Origin of the sequence: Cryobacterium sp. LW097 (assembly GCF_002205495.2) — a bacterium.
Lineage (GTDB): Bacteria > Actinomycetota > Actinomycetes > Actinomycetales > Microbacteriaceae > Cryobacterium > Cryobacterium zongtaii.
The window spans coordinates 3,665,852-3,684,977 of record NZ_CP021992.1 but is presented as its reverse complement, the minus strand read 5'-3'; the positions used below and the strand labels follow the sequence as shown (position 1 = coordinate 3,684,977).

At 69.5% G+C, this 19,126-nt stretch carries 23 protein-coding genes and 1 pseudogene; 12 read left to right on the top strand and 12 right to left on the bottom strand.

The window, feature by feature from the left end; translation table 11 throughout:
* Positions 1 to 22: 22 nt before the first annotated feature.
* Complete coding sequence (locus B7495_RS17330) at positions 23 to 1,195, bottom strand: IS30 family transposase (RefSeq protein WP_088454824.1); 1,173 nt, start codon at positions 1,193 to 1,195, stop codon at positions 23 to 25.
* Between the two features lie 135 nt (positions 1,196 to 1,330).
* The gene (locus B7495_RS17325) at positions 1,331 to 2,092 is read right to left on the bottom strand and encodes a DeoR/GlpR family DNA-binding transcription regulator (protein WP_088457689.1); all 762 of its coding nucleotides are present in this window, start codon (positions 2,090 to 2,092) and stop codon (positions 1,331 to 1,333) included.
* Positions 2,093 to 2,147: 55 nt separating this feature from the next.
* On the opposite strand from B7495_RS17325, the gene B7495_RS17320 reads away from it, so the two are divergent.
* Entirely contained in the window at positions 2,148 to 2,534 is a 387-nt protein-coding gene (locus tag B7495_RS17320) for a DUF4406 domain-containing protein (RefSeq protein WP_240632304.1), read from the top strand.
* Entirely contained in the window at positions 2,531 to 3,244 is a 714-nt protein-coding gene (locus B7495_RS17315) for an NUDIX domain-containing protein (protein WP_088457688.1), read from the top strand. The genes B7495_RS17320 and B7495_RS17315 overlap by 4 nt, the downstream gene beginning before the upstream one ends.
* On the opposite strand, the gene B7495_RS17310 is transcribed toward B7495_RS17315, so the two are convergent.
* Entirely contained in the window at positions 3,241 to 4,242 is a 1,002-nt protein-coding gene (locus tag B7495_RS17310) for an SRPBCC family protein (protein ID WP_088457687.1), read from the bottom strand. The genes B7495_RS17315 and B7495_RS17310 overlap by 4 nt on opposite strands.
* 418 nt (positions 4,243 to 4,660) lie before the next feature.
* Here B7495_RS17310 and B7495_RS17305 point away from each other — a divergent pair, with 418 nt between their 5' ends.
* From B7495_RS17305 to B7495_RS17295, 3 genes are all read left to right on the top strand, one after another.
* Positions 4,661 to 5,578 carry a hypothetical protein gene (locus tag B7495_RS17305; RefSeq protein WP_088457686.1) on the top strand — a complete coding sequence of 306 codons (918 nt, stop codon included), beginning with the start codon at positions 4,661 to 4,663 and terminating at the stop codon, positions 5,576 to 5,578.
* Between the two features lie 56 nt (positions 5,579 to 5,634).
* On the top strand, positions 5,635 to 6,015 hold the full coding sequence (locus B7495_RS17300; RefSeq protein ID WP_088457685.1) for a hypothetical protein: 381 nt from the start codon (positions 5,635 to 5,637) through the stop codon (positions 6,013 to 6,015).
* Between the two features lie 137 nt (positions 6,016 to 6,152).
* On the top strand, positions 6,153 to 6,473 hold the full coding sequence (locus B7495_RS17295; protein ID WP_088457684.1) for an ATP-dependent DNA ligase: 321 nt from the start codon (positions 6,153 to 6,155) through the stop codon (positions 6,471 to 6,473).
* Positions 6,474 to 6,483: 10 nt separating this feature from the next.
* On the opposite strand, the gene B7495_RS17290 is transcribed toward B7495_RS17295, so the two are convergent.
* Together B7495_RS17290 and B7495_RS19490 are read right to left on the bottom strand one after the other, a co-directional pair.
* The gene (locus B7495_RS17290; RefSeq protein ID WP_088457683.1) at positions 6,484 to 7,299 is read right to left on the bottom strand and encodes an MBL fold metallo-hydrolase; all 816 of its coding nucleotides are present in this window, start codon (positions 7,297 to 7,299) and stop codon (positions 6,484 to 6,486) included.
* A gap of 118 nt (positions 7,300 to 7,417) precedes the next feature.
* Entirely contained in the window at positions 7,418 to 7,975 is a 558-nt protein-coding gene (locus B7495_RS19490; protein WP_088457682.1) for a TetR/AcrR family transcriptional regulator, read from the bottom strand.
* A 47-nt stretch (positions 7,976 to 8,022) separates the two neighbouring features.
* Here B7495_RS19490 and B7495_RS17280 point away from each other — a divergent pair, with 47 nt between their 5' ends.
* Both B7495_RS17280 and B7495_RS17275 read left to right on the top strand, forming a co-directional pair.
* Positions 8,023 to 9,717: an FAD-binding protein gene (locus tag B7495_RS17280; RefSeq protein ID WP_088457681.1), complete on the top strand. Its 1,695-nt coding sequence runs from the start codon at positions 8,023 to 8,025 to the stop codon at positions 9,715 to 9,717.
* Positions 9,714 to 10,775, top strand: coding sequence for an SDR family NAD(P)-dependent oxidoreductase (locus B7495_RS17275; RefSeq protein WP_088457680.1), 1,062 nt, complete (start codon positions 9,714 to 9,716; stop codon positions 10,773 to 10,775). Before B7495_RS17280 ends, B7495_RS17275 begins: the two co-directional genes overlap by 4 nt.
* 66 nt (positions 10,776 to 10,841) lie before the next feature.
* Here the strand turns inward: B7495_RS17275 and B7495_RS17270 are convergent, their stop codons facing one another.
* Positions 10,842 to 11,825 carry an SDR family NAD(P)-dependent oxidoreductase gene (locus B7495_RS17270; protein WP_240632303.1) on the bottom strand — a complete coding sequence of 328 codons (984 nt, stop codon included), beginning with the start codon at positions 11,823 to 11,825 and terminating at the stop codon, positions 10,842 to 10,844.
* Between the two features lie 54 nt (positions 11,826 to 11,879).
* Here B7495_RS17270 and B7495_RS17265 point away from each other — a divergent pair, with 54 nt between their 5' ends.
* Positions 11,880 to 12,485 carry a TetR/AcrR family transcriptional regulator gene (locus B7495_RS17265; RefSeq protein ID WP_088457679.1) on the top strand — a complete coding sequence of 202 codons (606 nt, stop codon included), beginning with the start codon at positions 11,880 to 11,882 and terminating at the stop codon, positions 12,483 to 12,485.
* Positions 12,486 to 12,664: 179 nt separating this feature from the next.
* On the opposite strand, the gene B7495_RS17260 is transcribed toward B7495_RS17265, so the two are convergent.
* From B7495_RS17260 to B7495_RS17245, 4 genes are all read right to left on the bottom strand, one after another.
* Entirely contained in the window at positions 12,665 to 13,762 is a 1,098-nt protein-coding gene (locus B7495_RS17260; RefSeq protein WP_088457678.1) for a hypothetical protein, read from the bottom strand.
* Positions 13,763 to 14,120: 358 nt separating this feature from the next.
* The gene (locus B7495_RS17255; RefSeq protein WP_134407859.1) at positions 14,121 to 14,465 is read right to left on the bottom strand and encodes a hypothetical protein; all 345 of its coding nucleotides are present in this window, start codon (positions 14,463 to 14,465) and stop codon (positions 14,121 to 14,123) included.
* 41 nt (positions 14,466 to 14,506) lie between these two features.
* A complete protein-coding gene (locus tag B7495_RS17250; protein ID WP_088457677.1) occupies positions 14,507 to 14,965 on the bottom strand; it encodes a hypothetical protein in 459 nt (152 codons plus the stop codon).
* The gene (locus tag B7495_RS17245; protein ID WP_088457676.1) at positions 14,962 to 15,549 is read right to left on the bottom strand and encodes a PadR family transcriptional regulator; all 588 of its coding nucleotides are present in this window, start codon (positions 15,547 to 15,549) and stop codon (positions 14,962 to 14,964) included. The genes B7495_RS17250 and B7495_RS17245 overlap by 4 nt, the downstream gene beginning before the upstream one ends.
* 138 nt (positions 15,550 to 15,687) lie before the next feature.
* Here B7495_RS17245 and B7495_RS17240 point away from each other — a divergent pair, with 138 nt between their 5' ends.
* From B7495_RS17240 to B7495_RS17225, 4 genes and pseudogenes are all read left to right on the top strand, one after another.
* Positions 15,688 to 16,362, top strand: a complete 675-nt coding sequence (locus tag B7495_RS17240) for a TetR/AcrR family transcriptional regulator (protein WP_088457675.1) — start codon at positions 15,688 to 15,690, stop codon at positions 16,360 to 16,362.
* Positions 16,359 to 17,126, top strand: coding sequence for a DUF6544 family protein (locus B7495_RS17235; protein ID WP_088457674.1), 768 nt, complete (start codon positions 16,359 to 16,361; stop codon positions 17,124 to 17,126). The genes B7495_RS17240 and B7495_RS17235 overlap by 4 nt, the downstream gene beginning before the upstream one ends.
* Positions 17,127 to 17,205: 79 nt before the next feature.
* On the top strand, positions 17,206 to 17,421 hold the full coding sequence (locus B7495_RS17230) for a hypothetical protein (RefSeq protein ID WP_088457673.1): 216 nt from the start codon (positions 17,206 to 17,208) through the stop codon (positions 17,419 to 17,421).
* Between the two features lie 91 nt (positions 17,422 to 17,512).
* Positions 17,513 to 17,602, top strand: a pseudogene (locus B7495_RS17225) (N-acetylmannosamine-6-phosphate 2-epimerase); the annotation flags it as partial.
* 23 nt (positions 17,603 to 17,625) lie between these two features.
* Here the strand turns inward: B7495_RS17225 and B7495_RS17220 are convergent.
* Both B7495_RS17220 and B7495_RS17215 read right to left on the bottom strand, forming a co-directional pair.
* Entirely contained in the window at positions 17,626 to 18,240 is a 615-nt protein-coding gene (locus B7495_RS17220) for a hypothetical protein (protein WP_151199602.1), read from the bottom strand.
* Positions 18,241 to 18,250: 10 nt separating this feature from the next.
* On the bottom strand, positions 18,251 to 19,114 hold the full coding sequence (locus B7495_RS17215) for an endonuclease/exonuclease/phosphatase family protein (protein ID WP_088457670.1): 864 nt from the start codon (positions 19,112 to 19,114) through the stop codon (positions 18,251 to 18,253).
* Positions 19,115 to 19,126 lie beyond the last annotated feature (12 nt).

Below are 19,126 nucleotides of genomic sequence, written 5' to 3'. Positions count from 1 at the left end.
ACCCGGTACGCCGGGGGTGGATTCAACTGGTCGATGCAACACCGCTGTTTTCTTGGTCTGAGAGTAGCTGATGCAGGGCTTCTCGCGGGGTGGCTGCGTCGAGCCGTTTTCGTGGTCGGTCGTTGAGCTTGTCGGTGACGAATTCGAGGTATTCGGGGTGGTAGCCGGAGAGGTCGGTGCCCTTGGGGAAGTACTGCCGTAACAGCCCGTTGGTGTTCTCGTTCGAGCCGCGCTGCCAGGGCGAGTGCGGGTCGCAGAAGTAGATGTCGATGCCGGTGGCGATGGTGATGTCTCGGTGCTTGGCCATCTCGATGCCTTGGTCCCAGGTCACTGTTTTGCGCAGTTCTGCGGGCATCTTCTCGATCGCGATGATCATCTGGTCGCGAACCTCGATCGCGCCGTGTTTCTCGGGGAGGTGCAGCAGCATCAAATATCCGGTTGCGCGCTCAACCAGGGTGCCGATCGCTGAGGCGTTTCCGGCGCCGGTGATGAGGTCGCCTTCCCAGTGGCCGGGAACGGCGCGGTCTTCGACCTCCGCGGGCCGGTCGGTGATCATGACCATGTCGCGGATGCGCGATCCGGGTTGTTGCCGACCCTGAGATTTGCGCAACGTCCGCCCGGTCCGCAGCGCCGTAACCAGGTCGCGGCGCAGCTGGCCGCGCCCTTCAACATAGAGGGCCTGATAGATCGTCTCGTGAGACACCCGCATCTCCATGTCGTCGGGGAAGTCTCGCCGCAGCCGCAGACTGATTTGCTCCGGGCTGTGTTCGGCGCTCAACCCAGTTTGCACGTATTCCAGCAACCGGTCGTTATTGGCCAGCTTCCCGCCGCGGGGCCGGCGCGCTCGATACCGGGACTGTTGCTCAGCGAACGACGGACGATACCCGCGCCTCGTCATCCCGCCGCGCAGTTCGCGGCTGATCGTGGACGGCGCCCGCCCAAGCCGGGCCGCGATCGAGCGCATGCTTTCGCCTTGAGAACGGCCAAACCAGATCTCCTCCCGATCGAGGAACGTCAAACGGCTCGACGGGTCAACGCGCGGGGGAACCATCCCGCCAGCCTGACTTACCCAGTTCGCAGCCGTCGACCGATTCACCCCCGCGCCGGCAGCCGCATCCGTGACCGTGCCGCCGACCCTGAGCTCCTCCCAGAACCGACGACGAACCTCACGCGGAAACCCAACACGACCACCCATAACCAACACCTCAATCAATCAGGTGTTGCAACGACCCCCTGAACCCAAGGGGTGCAAATGTCCGATTCGGGAACAGTTGCCACCGAGGTCGGCGGGAGGTCGGCGGACGGGCGGCAGCAGCGGGGAGGTCGACGGTCAGTCGCCGATGCCCAGGATGCTGACGCCGGCGTCGCGCAGGCCGGCCAGAGTCGGATCGTCGGCCGCGGTGTCGGTGACGAGGCCCGCGATCTCGTCGAACGGCAGCACCCGGTAGGGCGACGCCACCCCGACCTTCTCGGCACTCGCCAGCACGAAGGTGTCGGCCGCCCGGCCCGCCAGCGCCCGCTTCATCGCGGCCTCCTCCACATCGCCGGTGGTCAGGCCGGCGGTGGGATGCACCCCGGTGACGCCGAGCAGGAACAGGTCGGCGGTGATCGCCTGGGCGGCCTCGACAGCGGCGGCGCCACAGGTCACCGCGGAGTGCTTGAACAGCCGGCCGCCGAGCAGGAAGACCTCGACGCCGTCGTGCGGCACCAGCGCGGCGGCGATGGTGGGGCTATGGGTGATGATCGTGCAGGTCAGGGTCGAAGGCAGCGCCTGCACCACCGCGAGGGTTGTCGTGCCGCCGTCGAGGATCACGGTGCTGCCCGGCATGATCAGCCGGGCCGCACGCGCGGCGACCCGGTCCTTGCTGTCGGGTTCCACGAGCCTGCGCTCGGCATACTGCGCCAGAGCGGGCGACACCGGCAGGGCACCGCCGTAGACCCGCTGGCATAAGCCCGCGGCGGCGAGTTCGCGCAGGTCGCGGCGCACGCTGTCGTCGGAGAGGCCCAATTCCGCGGCGATCTCCTTGGCCACGACCTTGCCGTCCCTGGCGAGGCGGTCGAGCAGGAGGGCCTGGCGTTCCGCAGCGAGCATTTCGCGTTCCTTCCGAGTTGTGCATGTTTCTGCACGTTGTATTACTGTAGCGGACATGACCAGCTCCCTGATGATCCTGATCGCCGGCCCCTACCGTTCGGGCACCGGCGACGACCCCGTGCTCCTTCGCCAGAACCTCGCCCGCCTCGAGGAGGCGGCCTGGCCGATCTTCCAGGCGGGCCACCTGCCGATGATCGGCGAGTGGGTGGCGCTGCCGGTTCTCGCCAGCGCCGGGGTGACGGATGTGGCCCATCCGCTGGCCGCCGACGTGATGTATCCAACGGCCGAGCGCCTGCTCGAGAGGTGCGACGGCGTACTGAGGCTGCCCGGCGACTCCCGCGGCGCCGACCAGGACGTCGCCATCGCCCGGCGCCGCGGCATCCCGGTGTACACCAGCATCACTGAGATCCCGGGCCTCGCCGAAGCATCGACGCACCGGTGACCCCGGTCGCACTCGGGCGGCTCGGCGTCGACCTGCCGGACGGTCGGGGGCGTACCGGCCTGGACCAGGCCGGTGCTGGCCTGCACGGCAACCCGGCCGTCACGGTCGAGCGGGTGGAGGTGACCTCCGACGGATGGCATGTGCTGCGGCGCACCACCTTCGGCTACCGGCGTCGCAATGGCCAGGTCGTCACCGAGCAGCGGGAAACGTACGACCGCGGCAACGGCGCCACCATCCTGCTCTGTGACCCGGACCGGCGCACCGTGCTGCTCACCCGGCAGTTCCGCTACGCCGCCTACGTCAACGGCCACGCCGACGGCATGCTCATCGAAACCGCGGCCGGGCTGCTCGACGACGACGCCCCCGAGGTGGCGATCCGCCGGGAGGCCGGCGAAGAGCTCGGCGTGAGGGTCGGTGCGGTGCGGCACCTCTTCGACCTGTACATGAGCCCGGGCTCGGTCACCGAGCTGGTGCACTTCTATCTGGCCTGGTACGGGCCGGCCGACCGGGTCGACTCCGGGGGCGGTCTCGCCGAGGAGGGCGAAGACATCGAGGTGCTCGAGGTGCCCATTGACGACGCCCTCGCCATGGTGGCCGACGGCCGCATCGTCGACGGCAAGACAGTCATCCTGCTGCAGTGGGCGGCACTGGCCGGCATCTTCCAGGCCTGCGCGACCCCGGTGTCCCGCACGGTGGCGAGGTCCGACTAGTCGGCCGGATGCTGACCGCGCGTGGCCACCTCGGCCTCGGCGAGCTGGGTGAGCTTCTCGAGGCTCAGGGGCCACTGTTCGCCGAACATACCGGCCCATTCATCGTCCACGTCCACATCCACCGTCAGGGTGGTGACCCCGTCGGCCTCGGTGAAGGTGTAGTTCTCGTGGGTGCCGATCAACCGTTTGGCGGCGTCACTGGTGGTGTCCTCGATGCCGTTCACGATCTGCCCGCGGTACTCGATGGAGAGGAACTCGTGCGGGCGGTGCTCGACGATCACCCCGACCATGCCGCCCTCGTCCCCGCCCTCGTCGCTGCCGAAAAACCGGATCTCGCTGCCGGGCAACCAGCTGCCGAGGAAATATGACCCCGGGTTGAACACGCTGGTCCACTGCCGGTAGGTGGCGTCGTCGAGCATCGTCTCCCAGACGATTTCGGCCGGGGCATTGATCTGGGTTGAGAAATGCATGGTTTCCATGGCGGGAGTGTAGCTCCGGTCTCGCGTCCGCGCAGCCGGTTCGGCTGCCCGCTGCGCCCAGGCTGCCTCGGCCAGACCCTTGAGCTTGGCCAGCCCCTTTGGCCACAGCTCACCGAACAGTTCGGCGTAGGTGTCCGCGGTGTCCACGTCGATCGTCACCGTCGTCACCCCGTCGACCTCGCTGAAAGAGTAGGCCTCGCGCGCGCCGATCAGTTGCCTGGCCTCCCGGCTGGTGGTGTCATCGACGTCGTTCACGATCTGGCCCTGGTACTCGATCAGCACGAACTCGTACGGACGATGTTCGGTGATCACCCCGTACATGCCGTTCAGGCCGTTCAGTTCACCGCCGGGATTGCTGCCGAGAAACCGGATCTCGCTGCCGGGCAACCAGTCACCCTCGAAGTAGGAGTCCGGGTTGAACACGCTCGTCCACTGCCGGTAGGTGGAATCGTCGAACATCGTCTGCCAGACGATGGCGGCCGGTGCATTCACCACAATTGAGAAATGCTGCGTTTCCATGCGGTGAGTGTAGCTCCGGCCGCATCGCGCTCCTAGGGCTCGGCACCGGACCCGAATACTGGGAGTACGAGATTATTCGAAAGTACTTCCCCATTCCGACCTGTGGATAACCCTGTGGGCAGGGTGTGGAAAACCCCGGAATCACCGCGCTGAGGCTGTGGATTGGGCTGTGGAAAAGCTGGGGAGAGAGCTGTGCATTTCTCTGAAACGGCCCGGCGCGGCGAAGTCCCCCACACGCCTCCCGCGTGCTAGCACTCTCGAAAGCGGATTCGTCTGCGCGCGGTTCGGGGGCCGCCCGGAATTCCGTGGTCACGGCCGGAGGCGTGGAAGGTCTAGCCTGATCCTCAGCGGCACTGTGGCCGCGGGGGGCACGCACCGGCGCGGAGGCCCCGGAAAGCGGCCAGTGAGTTCGACGGATATGACACGATCGGCGGAATTCGATGCCTTCGGCCCCTGGGTGGACCGGGTGCACGACGCCACAGAGGTCCCCGGCCTGTACCGGGACTACCCGGTGGATTTTGTCACCAGCCGGCTTGTGCTCAAGGTGCCCCGCAACATCAGCCGGCGGGATGCGCTGCCCACGATGGACCTGTACGACCACCTGATCATCGCGGCCCCGGAGGCGCTCGTCGTGCTGAGCCGTGCGAACGCCGACACCAGCGGGAGCCCCCGCGGCTACACCGAGAGGACCCTCGGCTACGGCGACGTCGCTGCGGTCACCGAAACCATCGACATGGTGGACGGCCGCCTCGACATCCTGGCCCGCACGGGCGAGACCCTCACCGTGCCGTACAACGGGTCGTCGCAACAGGTGATCACCCGCCTCATCGACGTGCTGAGCGAACTCACGCTGGCGGCGCTGCGGCCCACGCCCGCCGTGACGATCCCCGAAGCGGATGCCCCGCTCGCCGACCTCGATCTGCTCGACCTGGGCAAGGAAGATGTGGGCCTGGTCACCTCATACTTCGACGTGATGCGCCACGAGCTCGGGGCGATCCTGCTCGCCGCCCACGGCCGGATAGTCTTACCGCCCCGCGGCGGCCTGGTCAATCGGGCCGTGCACGCCCTCTACCCGATGACCCTGCACGGAGCGGTGCTGTGCCGCACCGACCGTGAGCTGCACATCGTCGGCCGCAAGGGCTGGCTGGTGCGCGGAAGCACCCCCGATCTGTCGCGCTCGCACACGAGCATCCCGTTGGCCGCGATCGATGAGATCGTGCTGGCGCCGCACCCGACCTACCTGGACGCATCCGTCGTCACCGTCCGCCTGGGCGCGGCGCGGATCGACCTGGTGCTGCCCGAAGGATCGGCCGCCGTGCAGGCGCTCGTCGGGTAGCAGCTGCCCGGCCGAGGTCATTCCCAAGACGCCGCCGCGCGGTTATCGTCGGTGGCATGAAGCTCATCACCTACGCCGGTGGCACCATCCTCACCGGCGACGACGTCGCGGAAGCCTTACTCGACTACGTCACCGCGCACTCCCAGGGTGAGGAGAGCATTGCGGTGGAGATCCAGGTGCTCGAACCCGACGGCAGTACCCGCACGCACACTCTCGTGCTCGGCCCGGCCACCGAACTGAACGTGGCCGATGTCGCGGAGGACTCGCTCGCGGGTGAGATCGCGCTCTTTCCCCTGCCGGTCTTCCCGCCCAGCCACATCCTCGCGGTGAAGGAGCCATCGGCCGAGACCGAGGCAGAGGCCGAGGAGCACGCCGCGGACTTCAACAGGGCGGTCGAGGAAATCGACCAGGGCAGCGACGGGTTGTTCGACCGGTGACGACCGGCGGGCGCCGAGTGTCATAGCCAGCGAAGCCACCTCGGCCTACACTCCGTCGTGAGACACCAGTCCGCGCCGGTCCTCGCATCGTGCGGGCCCTCCGGTCACAACGAGGAATGTGCAAAACGAGGAATGTGATGGGCAAGTTCATCTACGGGACGCCGGCGATCTCGGTAGAGATCGACGACCGCACACTCGCGCACCTCAAGGTCGTGATCGTGGCCAAGCTGCGCCGGGGCGAGAGTTTCGCATTCTCCTGGGAACGGTCCAAGGACTCGGGCAGTGGCCACAGCTCCATCTGGCTGAACCCCGCGGTACCCCTCGATTTCGAGTTCTCCGGCAAGCGGGAGCCCACGCTCAACCGCACCTGGATCGATGAACTCGTGCAGGTGGCGAACACCCCGGCCGGCCTGCGCATCCTCCCCGAACCGCCAGAGCGGACCCCGCGAGCCGAGTGACCCACGCGCCTCAGGTGAGGTCGTCGAAGTCGCCGCGCACCCAGCCCCAGTGCCGGTCGGCCGATCGGCGCACCACGGCGCGGGCATCCGCCGCGATCACGGTGTCGAAGTTGCCGTACAGCCGGTCGAAGGTCAACCGCTCGAGGGTGCGGGCGATCCGCTCCACCACCGGACCTGACAGCGGCAGCCGGTTGGGGTAGCTGCGCATGAAGCTCACCGAGGTGCGGTCGGGGTTGGCGAACACTGTGTCGCCGCTGAGAAGCACGCCGCGCCCAGCCGCGCCGGCCGCCCAGTGCAGTACCCCGCTGCCGGGGAAGTGGCCGCCCACCTGCATCAGCGTGACGCCGGGCAACAGGCGCACCTCGCCCGACCATGCCCGGATCACCGGGTCGGGTCGGGCCACCCAGGCCAGGTCGGCCTCGGCCACCAGCACGGGCACACCGCCGAGCGCCCTACTCCACTCCACCTGCAGGCCGAACATGTGCGGATGGCTGGCCAGGATCGCGCGCACCGGCCCGCGTTCGAGCACCCGGCCGGCGATGTCGTCGTCCACGAAGCCGATCGGGTCCCAGAGCACGCTGCCCGTGGGGGTGCAGAGCAACTTGGTCTGCTGGCCGATGCCCACGGTCGGGGTGCTCTCGATGCCGAACAGGTCGGGTTCGAGCTCGAGGAGCTCGGCCCGGTAGCCCGCCTCGTACAGGTCGGCCAGCGTGGTCCACCGCTGGCCGTCGGCCGGCACCCACTGCCGTTCATCGGCACAGATGGCGCAGACGCCGGTGTTCTCGGCGTGCTCGACGCCACAGGTGGCACAGATCCAGAAGCTCACGGGGTACCTTCCGCAGGTGTCACAGACGGATGTTGCCGTCAGTATGCCGCCGCGGCGCCGGGTTGCCCACCCGCGGACGAGCTGCCCCGCCCCACCATGTTGCCGTCCGTCTGGCCGCTCAGCGCGGGGTGAACGCCGCGTGGAAGAGACCCCAAGCCCGCCGGGCCACATCCGGGCGGTCGGCGGCGTCGCTGCGGGCCAGCACCCCGGCCAGCATCGACACCGCGAGGATCACATCGGCGGTACCGACGTGTTCGCCGATCCGGCCGGCCGCCTGCTCGCGCACGAGGAGACGCGCCACGACGATGTCGAGCCGGTCGGCCAGATGCACCGCGCGGGGATCGTGGGCATCCGCCATCACCAGGTCGATGAGCGCCGTCGAGGCCAGCGCCTGTTCGATCACCCGGTCCAGCAGGTCGTCGAGGGTGCTCTCCGGCCGGTCCACGAAGGTCTCGAGCGCCGCGAGGTTCTCGTCGAAGATGGCGATCGCCAGGGCGGTGCGATCGGGGAAATGCCTGTAGAGACTGCCCTGGCCCACGCCGGCCCGGCGGGCCACCGCGCTCAGCGGCGCGGTGAAGCCGTCGGCGGCAAAGACCTCCCGCGCGGCGGCGAGGAGCGCCCGGCGGTTTTCGGGTCCGGCACTCGGCCCCCGATTCGCTTTGGAATTTGTGCCCACCGAGGTAGGTTACATCCGGACAGTGTTGTCCGGATCGAGGAGGAGTCATGACCGCCCACTGGGATCGCGAAGTTGACGTACTTGTAGCAGGATCGGGCGCCGCGGGATTGACCGCCGCCATCACCGCCGCCGACGCTGGACTCACCGCCCTCATTGTCGAGAGCACCGGCCGCTGGGGCGGCACGACCATGCTCAGCGGTGGCGGCCTGTGGATGCCGAACAACCCGTTGATGAAGAAGCTCGGCATCCAGGACTCCCGCGCCGACGCCCTCGCCTACATGGCAGCGGCAATCGGTGACGCCGGCCCGGCCAGTTCCATCGAGCGTCGAGAGGCCTTCGTGGATGCTGTGCCGCGCGTGTTCGGCCTGCTCGCCGGCCTCGGTGTGCGCTGGTGCGCGGCGAAGGACTACCCCGACTACTACCCGACCCGGCCCGGCGGCAGGGTCGGCCGTGGCATCGAGGTGCAACCCTTCGATGCCAAGCGCCTGGGTGACTGGGTGAAGTCCTCCCGCGCCGATGAGGGCATCCCGGCACCGTTGAAGACCGACGACGTCTGGCTGCTGTCCAGGGCCTGGTCCACGCCGAGCGGCTTCGTGCGCGGCGCCCGCTTCGTCTTCCGCACTCTCGGCGGCATCGTCACCGGCAAGCGCCTGCACGGGCTCGGCGGCGCCCTGGTGATGTCGCTGATGGAGATCGTGCGCAGGCAGGGCACCGAGGTGCTCCTGGACTCCCCGGTCACCGAGCTGGTGCTCGAGGACGGCCGCGTGGTCGGCGCGATCGTCACCACCTGGGCCGGATCTGTGCGCATCCGGGTCCGGGCCGGCGTGGTTCTCGGCGCCGGCGGCTTCGCCCAGAACCAGGAGTGGCGCCAGAAGTACCACGGCATGCCCGGCAACAGCTCGGCGGCCGCCGGCGACCAGGGCACCGCCATCGACGTGGGAGTCAAGGCCGGCGGTGCGCTGGCAATGATGGACGACGCCTGGTGGGGCTCCGCCGTGCCGATGGTCGACGGCACGGCCCAGTTCATGCTCTCCGAGCGGTCGATGCCGTTCGGCATCATCGTCGACCAGGCCGGCTCCCGGTACACCAACGAGTCCCAGAGCTACATCGACTTCGGCCACGACATGATCGAGCACCACCGGCAGACGCCGACGATCCCGTCCTGGTTGATCGTGGACGTGCGGCACCGCCGCCGGTACCTGTTCTCGCCGCTGCTGATGGGCGGCAAGGCCCTGCGGGCCAACGGCATCGTCGTCACCGCGGACACCCTCGAGGAACTCGCCGACCGGCTGAACATCGACCCGGGAGCATTGCGGACCACCGTCGAGAGGTTCAACGGCTTCGCCCGAAGCGGGGTGGACCTGGACTTCGGCCGCGGCCGAACCGTCTACGACAACTACTACGGCGACCCGAGCGTCAAACCCAACCCCAACCTCGGCCCGCTCGAAAAAGGCCCGTTCACGGCGGTCAAGGTGGTGCCGGGTGACCTCGGCACCAAGGGCGGCCTGCTCACCGACGAGAACGGCCAGGTGCTCACCGAGGCCGGCACCCCGATCCCGGGACTCTACGCCGCCGGCAACACCACGGCCTCCGTGATGGGCCACACCTACCCGGGTCCCGGCTCCACAATCGCCCCCGCGATGGTGTTCGGCTACCTCGCCGCCCTGCACGCGGCCGCAACTTCCGTCTCCGTCAACCCCGCGGAGACGGTCATCCCGAAAGAAAAGGAACCACTCGCATGACCCAGAGCATCCTCACCGCCGATTCCTCCGTGGGCTCCTGGCTCGACGACCCGATCGGCGGACCCATCCTGCGCGACCTGCTCGCCCAGGGCGGCCAGAGCGCCGACGCGCTGCGCCCGGTGCGCAAGCTCGCGATCAAGCGTCTGGTCAAGCTCAGCAAGGGTCAGTTCCCGCCCGAGCTGATCGACGACCTGGTGCGCCGGGTCGCGGCCGGTGACATGCCGGCCTCCGCCGCGGCAACGGATGCGCCGCCCGCCGCCCCGGCAGCCGCCGGCCCCGCCGCCGTCGAACGCCCCGAGTGGGTCGAACGCATCGACGCGGGCCGGTTCACCGGCAAGACCGTCATCGTCACCGGAGCCGGTTCCGGCATCGGCCGGGCCACCGCCGCCAGGGTCGCCCGGGAGGGCGGCCGGGTGATCGCCGTCGACATCTCCGAGGAACGCCTCGACGATTTCGTGGCCGAGCTCGCCGGCGCCGACATCGTTCCGGTGGTGGCGAACATCACCGACGACACCGCCATCGCCGCGATCGTCGAAGCCGCCGGCGGCCAGATCGACGCCCTCGCCAACGTCGCCGGCATCATGGACGACATGACCCCGGTGCACGAGGTGACCGACGCCGTCTGGCAGCGGGTGTTCGCGATCAACGTGGACGGCAGCATGAAGCTCATGCGCGCCGTGGTGCCCGGAATGCTCGAGCGCCAGTACGGCTCCATCGTCAACGTGGCCTCAGAGGCGGCACTCCGCGGCTCCGCGGCCGGCGTGGCCTACACGGCGTCCAAGCACGCCGTCGTGGGGCTGACCAAGAGCAGCGCGTACATGTACGGACCCAGCGGCATCCGGGTGAACGCGGTGGCCCCCGGCCCCGTCATCACCAACATCGAGGCGAAGTTCGCGTCTGAGCTCGGTGCCCAGCGGGTGCGCGCCGGCATGGCGGTGCTGACCGACGCCGTCGAGGCGGATGCGCTCGCCGCGTCGATCACCTTCCTGCTCAGCGACGATGGCGTGAACGTGAACGGCCAGGTGCTGGCCAGCGACGGCGGCTGGTCGGTCGCCTAGCCGCCAGGTCTCGGCAAACTCCACCAACGGACTGGTCGCGACCCCGGATACGTCGCCTGTGGGCGGTCAGGCGGACGCGAGCAGCCCGGCGGACACGTCCCACAGCCGGCGGGCGGTGTCCGGGTCGAGCGCGTGGGGGAGCACCCCATGGATGCCGTCGACGATGGCGGGCACCACGGCCGCCGGGTGGCAGTCCTCGTAGTAGCCCGGCGTTCCCGCGCCGAGCGTCGCCCGGGTGGCCACGAACACCGAGGTCGCGGCTCCCTGCGCAGGGCTCTTGCCCGGATACCGGCTCTTCATCCCCGCCAGCACCTCGGGGTCCCAGTGCCGCTGCAGGTTCGTCCAGATGCCGCCCGGCATCAGGGCGGCTGCGGCGATGCCGTCATCCGCCCACCGCCGGGTGGCCTCGAGGGCGAACAGCACGTTCGCGGTCTTCGACTGCCCGTACGCCAGCGATGAGTCGTAGGCATCCCGCTCAAAGAACAGGTCGTCGAACCGGATGCCGCTCGAGCCGTGCCCGCTGGAGCTCACCGCCACGATCCGGGCCCCGTCGGCGGCGGCCAGCGCCGGGTGCAGCGCCGTCGCGAGAGCGAAGTGGCCCAGGTGGTTCACCGCGAACTGCATCTCCCACCCGGAGAGCGTCCGCAATTCCGGGGTGTGCATGATGCCGGCGTTGTTGACCAGGATGTGCAACGGGCCCGACCACCCCGCCGCCAACGCCCGCACCGTGCCCAGGTCGGCCAGGTCGAGGTGGGCCACCCGCACGGCACCGTTGCCGGTGCTCGAGCGGATCTCCTCCGCGGTGCGGGCGCCGGCCGCCAGATCCCGCACCGCGAGGGTGACGCTCGCGCCGGCAGCGGCCAACGCCCGCGCTGTCTCCACCCCGATGCCGGAACTGGCCCCGGTCACCAGGGCGGAGCGTCCGCCCAGGTCGAGGCCGCGCACCACGTCGAGTGCGGTCGATTCGGCCCCGAAGGGCGATCGGGAATCGGGGGACAGGGGCTGGGGCAGGGGCTGGGGCTGAGGTTGGAGTTCACTATTGGACTTCACGGTCCATTCGTACCACACCCTGGACCGTGCGGTCCAGTACGCTACGATCGACGCATGGAGGAGACGAAGATCACCGCGCGGGGCCGGGCCACCCGCCAGCGGATCATCGAGGCCACCGGAGAGCAGATCCTCGCCGCGGGCATCGGCGGCACCACCCTGGACACCGTTCGCGCCGCCACCCTCACCAGCAAGAGCCAGCTCTTCCACTACTTTCCCGGCGGCAAGACCGAACTGGTGCGCGAGGTCGCGACCTGGGAAGGCCGGCAGTTGCTCGCGGCGCAGGAGCCCCACATCCACGACCTGAGCACCTGGGAGTCTTGGAACGCGTGGCGCGCTGCGCTGGTGGATTACTACCTCGGCCTCGGCCGGTGGGCGTGCCCGATCGGGTCGCTGGCGACGCAGGCCGCGATGACCGACCCCGACCTCGAAGCCTTCTTCAGCGCCAGCATGGCCCAGTGGCGGGACACCCTGGCAGCGGGCGTGACGAAAATGCAGGCCGGCGGGCTTATCGACCAGGCGGTCGACCCCCAGCGCATCGCCGTGGTGATCCTCGCCGCGATCCAGGGTGGCCTCGTGCTCAGCCAGCCGATGCGCTCGGCCTGGCCGCTGGAAGCGGCCCTCGACTCCGCGCTCGAGCCGTTGCATCAGGCGGCAGCCTAGTCCGGCCTCCCGGTGCCGCGTCGACGCCGAGTGGCCGCACAGTGCCGCACGGCAAGCGTCCAAGGGGCGCTTCGCCCGAAGTCGCCGAGCGGAATCTTCGCCAGTTGCCGAAAACACCTCGTCGGGCGTCCCGAACGGGGGATGTGAAGCAACTCGGGGTGGCGCGCGAACCGGCAGCGCTACCTCGCTGAGCCGGCACCGACGGTGCTCGAGCGGCGGAGCCGGTACCGGCCCGAGAGCACGCCGATCAGCCACTCGACCGGGCCCTTTCCCACAAACCGCCACCAAAGGATCCCCACGATCGGCACGCCGATCACGAGCCCGAGCCAGGCGACCGGGTCGGTGCTGCCGTAGCTGATCCCGTTGCCGGCCATCCACCCCACCACGGCCACCTGGAACACATACAGCGACAGCGAGATCGAGCCGATCGCCTCGAACGGCAGGAACACCGCACGCACCACGGCCGCGGTTCGCCGCCCCCGCAGCGACGCGAGCAGCATGATCACGCCCAGCACCCCGAGCACCAGCCCGGCATCGTGCAGGGTGTCGAGGTAGCTGCCCGACGGGCTGAACTCCGCCCCGGTCGCGCCGCGCCAGAGCGGCCCGAGCCACCAGGCGGGCACGGCGATCGCCAACAGAATCCAGCCCGCCCGGCGGCCACCGAAACGGATGCGGAACAGCAGAGCCCCGAACAGGAACCACGGCAGCAGATTGGTCACCCGGTAGTGCGGGCTGAGGAAGAGCCACTCGAGGAGGAAGCTCGCCGGGGTGCGCTCACCCACGGTGAGCAGCGGACCGGTGGCGGCCAGCATCAGCTCATTGAGCGGGGCGCCGAGCACCAGCACCGCCGCCAACACGGCGACCAGCGCCCGGGTGCCCAGCAGCACCAGCGGGGTGCCGATTGCGAGCACGATGCCCAGGAAAGAGAGCACTATCGCGATCCAGCTGCCCCAGGTGGACAACAACAACCCGAGCAGCACCAGGATGGCGCCCCGGATGACGTTCTGCAGGATCACCGTTCGTTGGGCGGATGCGGTGCCCGCCTTGGCCAGCACGATCGCCGCGGCGGCGCCCATGGTCGTGGCGAACAGCGGGGAGGCCACGTCGTTGAGCTGGCCCTGCAGGAAGGCCGTTGCCTCGGGCTGGTCGACCATGATGGGGCCGGCATGGGCGATGAGCATGGCCATGATGGCCACGCCGCGTGCCACATCCGGCACCAGGAACCGGTCCCGCTGCAGACGGGGCGCGACCGGGATGACTACGGCGGAACCGGCCATCCGTTCACCTCTCGAGTGTGGTCGTTCGGGAGTACACGCCAACGCGGTCCCTGATTGCATGTGCGTTCACCGTACTGCAGGTTGTGGCCCGTGGCCCGAGGTCGCTGGCAGGACCCGAGAGTACCTGCTCCGACAGAGCCTGCACCGATGCCGCACGCGGCGATGCCGCACGCGGGCTGTGGCTGGAGACACCCAGGCCACCTCGACGGCGTAGTGATCGCTCCGCCGCGGCTGTTCGCGGCACGGTTCAGGCCTCGCGGCACGGTTTATGCCCGGCGGCACCCGCTACAGCGCGTGCCGCGGGGACGAGCGCGGGCCGCGGGGACGAGCGCGGGCCGGGCCGCCCGAGCGGGCCCGGTCAGCCCAGCGCGACGAGCACCGTGAGGCCGGCCAGCACCGCGCAGAGGGGCGCCATAGTCCACCGCTCCGGCCGCGACCGTGAGGCGGCATTGAGCACGATGCCGAGCAGGAAGTAGCCGGCCAGGACCCAGGTCGCAACGATGACGAACCCGGGCCACGGGATGATGTCGGCCAGTCCGGCGCGCTGCACAACGAGCACCCCGAAGATCAGGTAGAGACCGATCGACGTGGCACTGCCCAGGCGCTTCCGGATGGGCAGCACCCGGTCCTGCCCGCCCCAGGCGAACTGCCCCAGTGGCGCCCCGGCGATGAGTGCGGCCTGGAAGACAATCAGACCGGCCATGAGCATACAGAACAGCACGGCCGCGCCGGTAACCACCCCGCTCACCGGGGCACCCCCGTCGGCCCGGCCGGTGGGCCTTCTCGCTCACTGAGCGCCAGAAGCAGCGTCAGACCGAATAGCACGGCCGTGAACGGGGCCCAGCCGAACCGTTCCCAGGGGCTGGATGAGGCCAGGTTCATGAGCACGCCCAGCGCGAGATACCCCACCAGCACCCAGGTGCCCCAACGGCTCAGCGCGGGTGGCACGCGCATCCCGAGTCCACCCCGAGCGAGCACGATGACCGCGGCGACAACCCAGATCACCGCGCTCACGGCGCTGACCATCCGCAGCTCGGCCGGCAGGGTGCCCGCATTCGCGCCACCGAGCGCGGCGGCGCCGAACGGTGCACCGAGCAGCAGGCTGATCTGGAAGATCACGACAACGAGGAACCCGAGTGCGACGGCAATGGCGGTTCGCCGCCGTGGGAAAAGACGGCGCGAGACGGTCGAGCCGGCGCTCATGAGTGCTCCCGGGCGGGGGTGGCGGCGGAGTTGGCAGCGGGCGGGGCCGCCGACGCCAAGCCGTCGAGAACACCCAGCGCCTCATCCGCCCAGGCGAGCGAGGCACGCGCGGCATGCTCGCCCGCCAGCACGGTGAGGAGAATATACGGCGCATCCGGTCCGGTGTCGGCCTCCAACTCCTCGCGGATGCGGCACATCTCGGCGAGTTCGGCGTCGGCAGTGGCCCGCGTGTCCGCCACCAGTTTCCGGCAGGCCTCCTGACCGAGTTGGCGCCCGAAGAACAGCCGCAGCAGCACACCGTTTCGCGGCTTCACCGGCTGAGGGGCCTCGGCGAGCAACTCGCGCAGGCGCTCAGTGCCCAGCGGGGTGAGGGCGAACGTGGACGAGCCGGCGCGGAGGGCCGCCTGGCGCTCGATGAGCCCGTCGCGCTCGAGTGCGCTGAGCGCGGGGTAGATCTGCCCGAAGCTCTCCGCCCAGAAATGCCCGAGGGCATCCCGGATCTGCTCACGCAGGGCGTACCCGGTCATCGGCGCGATGCTCAGGCCGCCGAGGACGGCCATCCGGGTCTGGTCTGTCGTAGCCATCAATAAACTCCTTATATCTTCTAGATATATTTATCAGATAGACGAGCCGAAAGCCAGCTTTCGGTCCTCAATCGCTAGACTTGCCATAACGTTACGAACAGTAACGATATTGGGCGCAACAATATTGGGGGAGTGACGATGGCACCGGGCCACCTGGCTGCACGACCGCAACGAGGGTCGGCGCGGGAGCGCGGGCGTCCGCGGCATCCCGATGTCGACGCGGCCATCATCGCCGCGGCCCTCGATCTGCTCGGTGAGGTCGGCTACGCCGGCTTCACCATCGCCGGGGTAGCCAGGCGGGCCGGGGTGGGCAAGCCGACCGTTTACCGACGATGGCCGCACAAGTCCCAGCTCGTCGTCGAGGCGATGGCCACGCAGATGCCGGGGGAGACAGGCGTGCGCGTCGGCAGCGTCGCCGAACAGCTGCTCGATTACGCCACCCGGCTGTCGGTGACGCTCACACACACGCCGCTCGGTCGGGTGCTGCCCGGACTCGTCGCCGAGATGGCGACCGACCCTCAGCTCGCAACGAGCTATCGCACCCTGATCATCGAGCCCACCCGACGGCTGTGGCGGGATGCCGTGCAGCGCGGCATAGCCACCGCTGAACTACTGCCGGACACCGATGTCGAGTTCGTGCTCGACGCGCTGGCCGGCCCGCTGTACGTGCGGGCGCTCATCACCGGGGCACCCGCGAACCCCGATGCGCCACGGCTCGCCGTTCAGCTTGTACTTGCCCGCTACGGGATGGCGCCGGCCCACGGCGCGCCCCGGCACCCGTTCCGCACCGCGAACACCGGGGCCACGCCGTGACGGCCAACCACGTGCCGAGCGAAGCCCGGCAGGTGAGCGAGGCGTGGCGCCAGCTGGCCGCCCGCTCCGCCCCGACCGAGGCCTTCGCGCCTGAGCTCGTGGCGCAGCTGCCCGAGCCCGCACGGCGCTGGCTCACTCACGCCATCCCCACGGGAACGCCCCTCTCCAGCTCGGTGCAGCTGACCATGCGCGGCGAGATCAGGCTCGGCGTCTGGCGGAGGTTCTCCGCCCGTCAGATCCTCGCTCCCGGCATCGGCTACATCTGGGCGGCCACGGCCTGGGTGGCCGGGCTGCCCGTGCGCGGCTTCGACCGGTTCACCACCGGCGCCGGGGAGATGCGCTGGCGGATGCTCGGGCTCTTTCCCGTGGTCACCGCCGTCGGCGCCGACGTGGCCCGCAGCGCCGCCGGGCGACTGGCCAGCGAGATTGTGCTCGCCCCCGTCGGCTTCCGCACGGCGGTCTGGACGGCCGGCCGTTCGGCAGATCACGTCATCGGAACGTGGCAGGTCGACGGCGAAGCGGAATCCGCCGAACTGTGCATCGGGCCGCGCGGTGAGGTGCAGTCCGTGTCCCTGTGGCGCTGGGGGAACCCGGGCGGGGAGCCTTTCGGACGATATCCCTTCGGCTGCACCGTGCACAGCGAGCAGGAGTACGCGGGTCTGACGCTGCCGGCTACGTTCACCGCCGGGTGGTGGTGGGGCACCGCTCGGCAGGGTGAGGGTGAGTTCTTCCGCGCCCGCATCACCGCGGTGGTGCCGGGCTGAGGCCTGGACCCGCGGACGTGTCACCGGGTTTCGACAGGCTCAACCAGCGAATGGCGGTCTGGGCCCGACGCCGAAGACGGTGGACCAGTCGTCAGCGCGCCGCATCCAGGCCGAACTGTCCGAACTGTTCGAGATCGTCTTCCAGGCCTCCGGCCTCGTCTCGTTCAAGACCGCCCTGGCGCACCTGGACATCATCTCGACCAACCGGATGTCGCCGCCGGTGCCCGCCCTTGCCGGCCAGACCGTCGAGCGCATCCAGGCGATCGTCGACCGCACGGGCCTTGTGGTGCGATGACCTCATCACTCGGCGTCGACCTCGGCGGCACCAAAATCACGGCGGGACTCGTCGCCGCCGGCGGCGACGTCACCCGGCGGATGTCTGCATCGCCGCCGGCGCGTTCGCGGTCGTCGTCGGCACCGCCATCACGCATCCGACGACCATCACCACCTGGTTCGCGGATGCCGTTGCGCGGTAGCGCGACATAAACGGGTGCCGGGCCTACAAGGGTGCCGGGTCGGCGTCGGCCGTGGGTTCCGCGAGGCTCGTGGGCGAGTCGGTGAGGTAGCTCATGCCGCAGCCCGCGAGCAGCGCGCCGGCGCCTCCCCAGACCAGGTCGCCTATCGAGTCGTTGTAGCCGACGAAGATCTCCGGATCGAGGTAGGTGTGCCCGAACCACTCGAAGACCTCCCAGAGCACGCCCAGCGCCAGCCCCAGCGTCGTCGTCACCACGGCTGCCGAGAGCATCGGCCGGGGCAGGGTGTCGGCGTCGGCCAACACCTTGAACTGCACGAGCACGATGTAGAGCAGCGCGGCGCAGAGTCCGTTGGTGAGGAAGTGCACTGGCAGGTCCCACCAACGGGTGGTGAGGTAGATCCCCAGCACGCTGCTCCAGACCGCCACGAGCACCACCACGCCGAACGCGATGTCGACGCTCGGTCGCAGTCCCAGCAGCCGGGGGAGCAGCATCCCGCCGGCCACGAGCGCCAGGCTGATCCCGGACAGCGGGCCCCAGCCGACGCCGGCGACCACGATGCCGACCAGGGCCAACGCCCGCAGCGCGTCGGCGGTCGCCTCCGCGAGGCCGGACGGTCGCCGCAGCAATGTGTGGATCATGGCCAGCACACTAGCCGGATCGGCCGCCGGCAGTAGAGCCTGCCGGGCGCAGAACTGCCTGCACGGGCTCGTGGTCGGAGCCGGACCGACCGTCGAACCGTGCCGCGTTGATGCCCGTGCTCGCCACCTCGACGCCCGGCCCCACCAGGACGAAGTCGATGCGCGCCCCGCCCCGGCGCAGGCGCCGATAGCCCGAGAAGGTGCCCCACTGCGGGGTCAACCGTTCGGCGGCCGCCAGCCAGGAATCCCGGAGCGCACCCTCGCCGGTCAGCCGGCGGTAGACGGCGGAATCCACGGTGGCGTTGAGGTCGCCAATGACCACGATTACGGCGTCGGGTTCCGCGGCGTGGGCGGAATCCACCAGGGTGATGATGAACCCCGCCGAGGTGAGCCGGGACCGCCAGGAGAGATGGTCGAAGTGGGTGTTGAAGGCCAGCAGTCGGGCGCCGGTGGCGAGGTCGGTGAAATCGGCGGACACCACCACCCTGCTGGTGAGATTGCCCCAGGAGCGCGACCCGTGCACGTGCGGCGTGGCCGACAGCGCCCGTTGTTGCCAGGCGGTGAGCTGCAGGCGCCGGCTGTCGTAGAAGATCGGGTTGTGCTCGTCGCGCCCGGTGGCGTGCCGACCGCGGCCCACCCAGCGGTAGTGCGGGCCGAGGGCGGTGGCCACAAAATGCACCTGGTCCACCAGCGCCTCCTGCGCGCCGAGCAGTGTCGGCTGCTCGGCGACAAGCAGGCGCTTCAACAACAGCTTGCGGGTGTCCCACCGGTCGGCGCTGCCTCGCCGCAGGGTGGGCACCCGGCGACGGATGTTGTAGGTCATCACGTGCAGGTCGGGCGCACTCACCGCACCGATCAGCGCCGCATCCGTCATGGGGCCCACGGT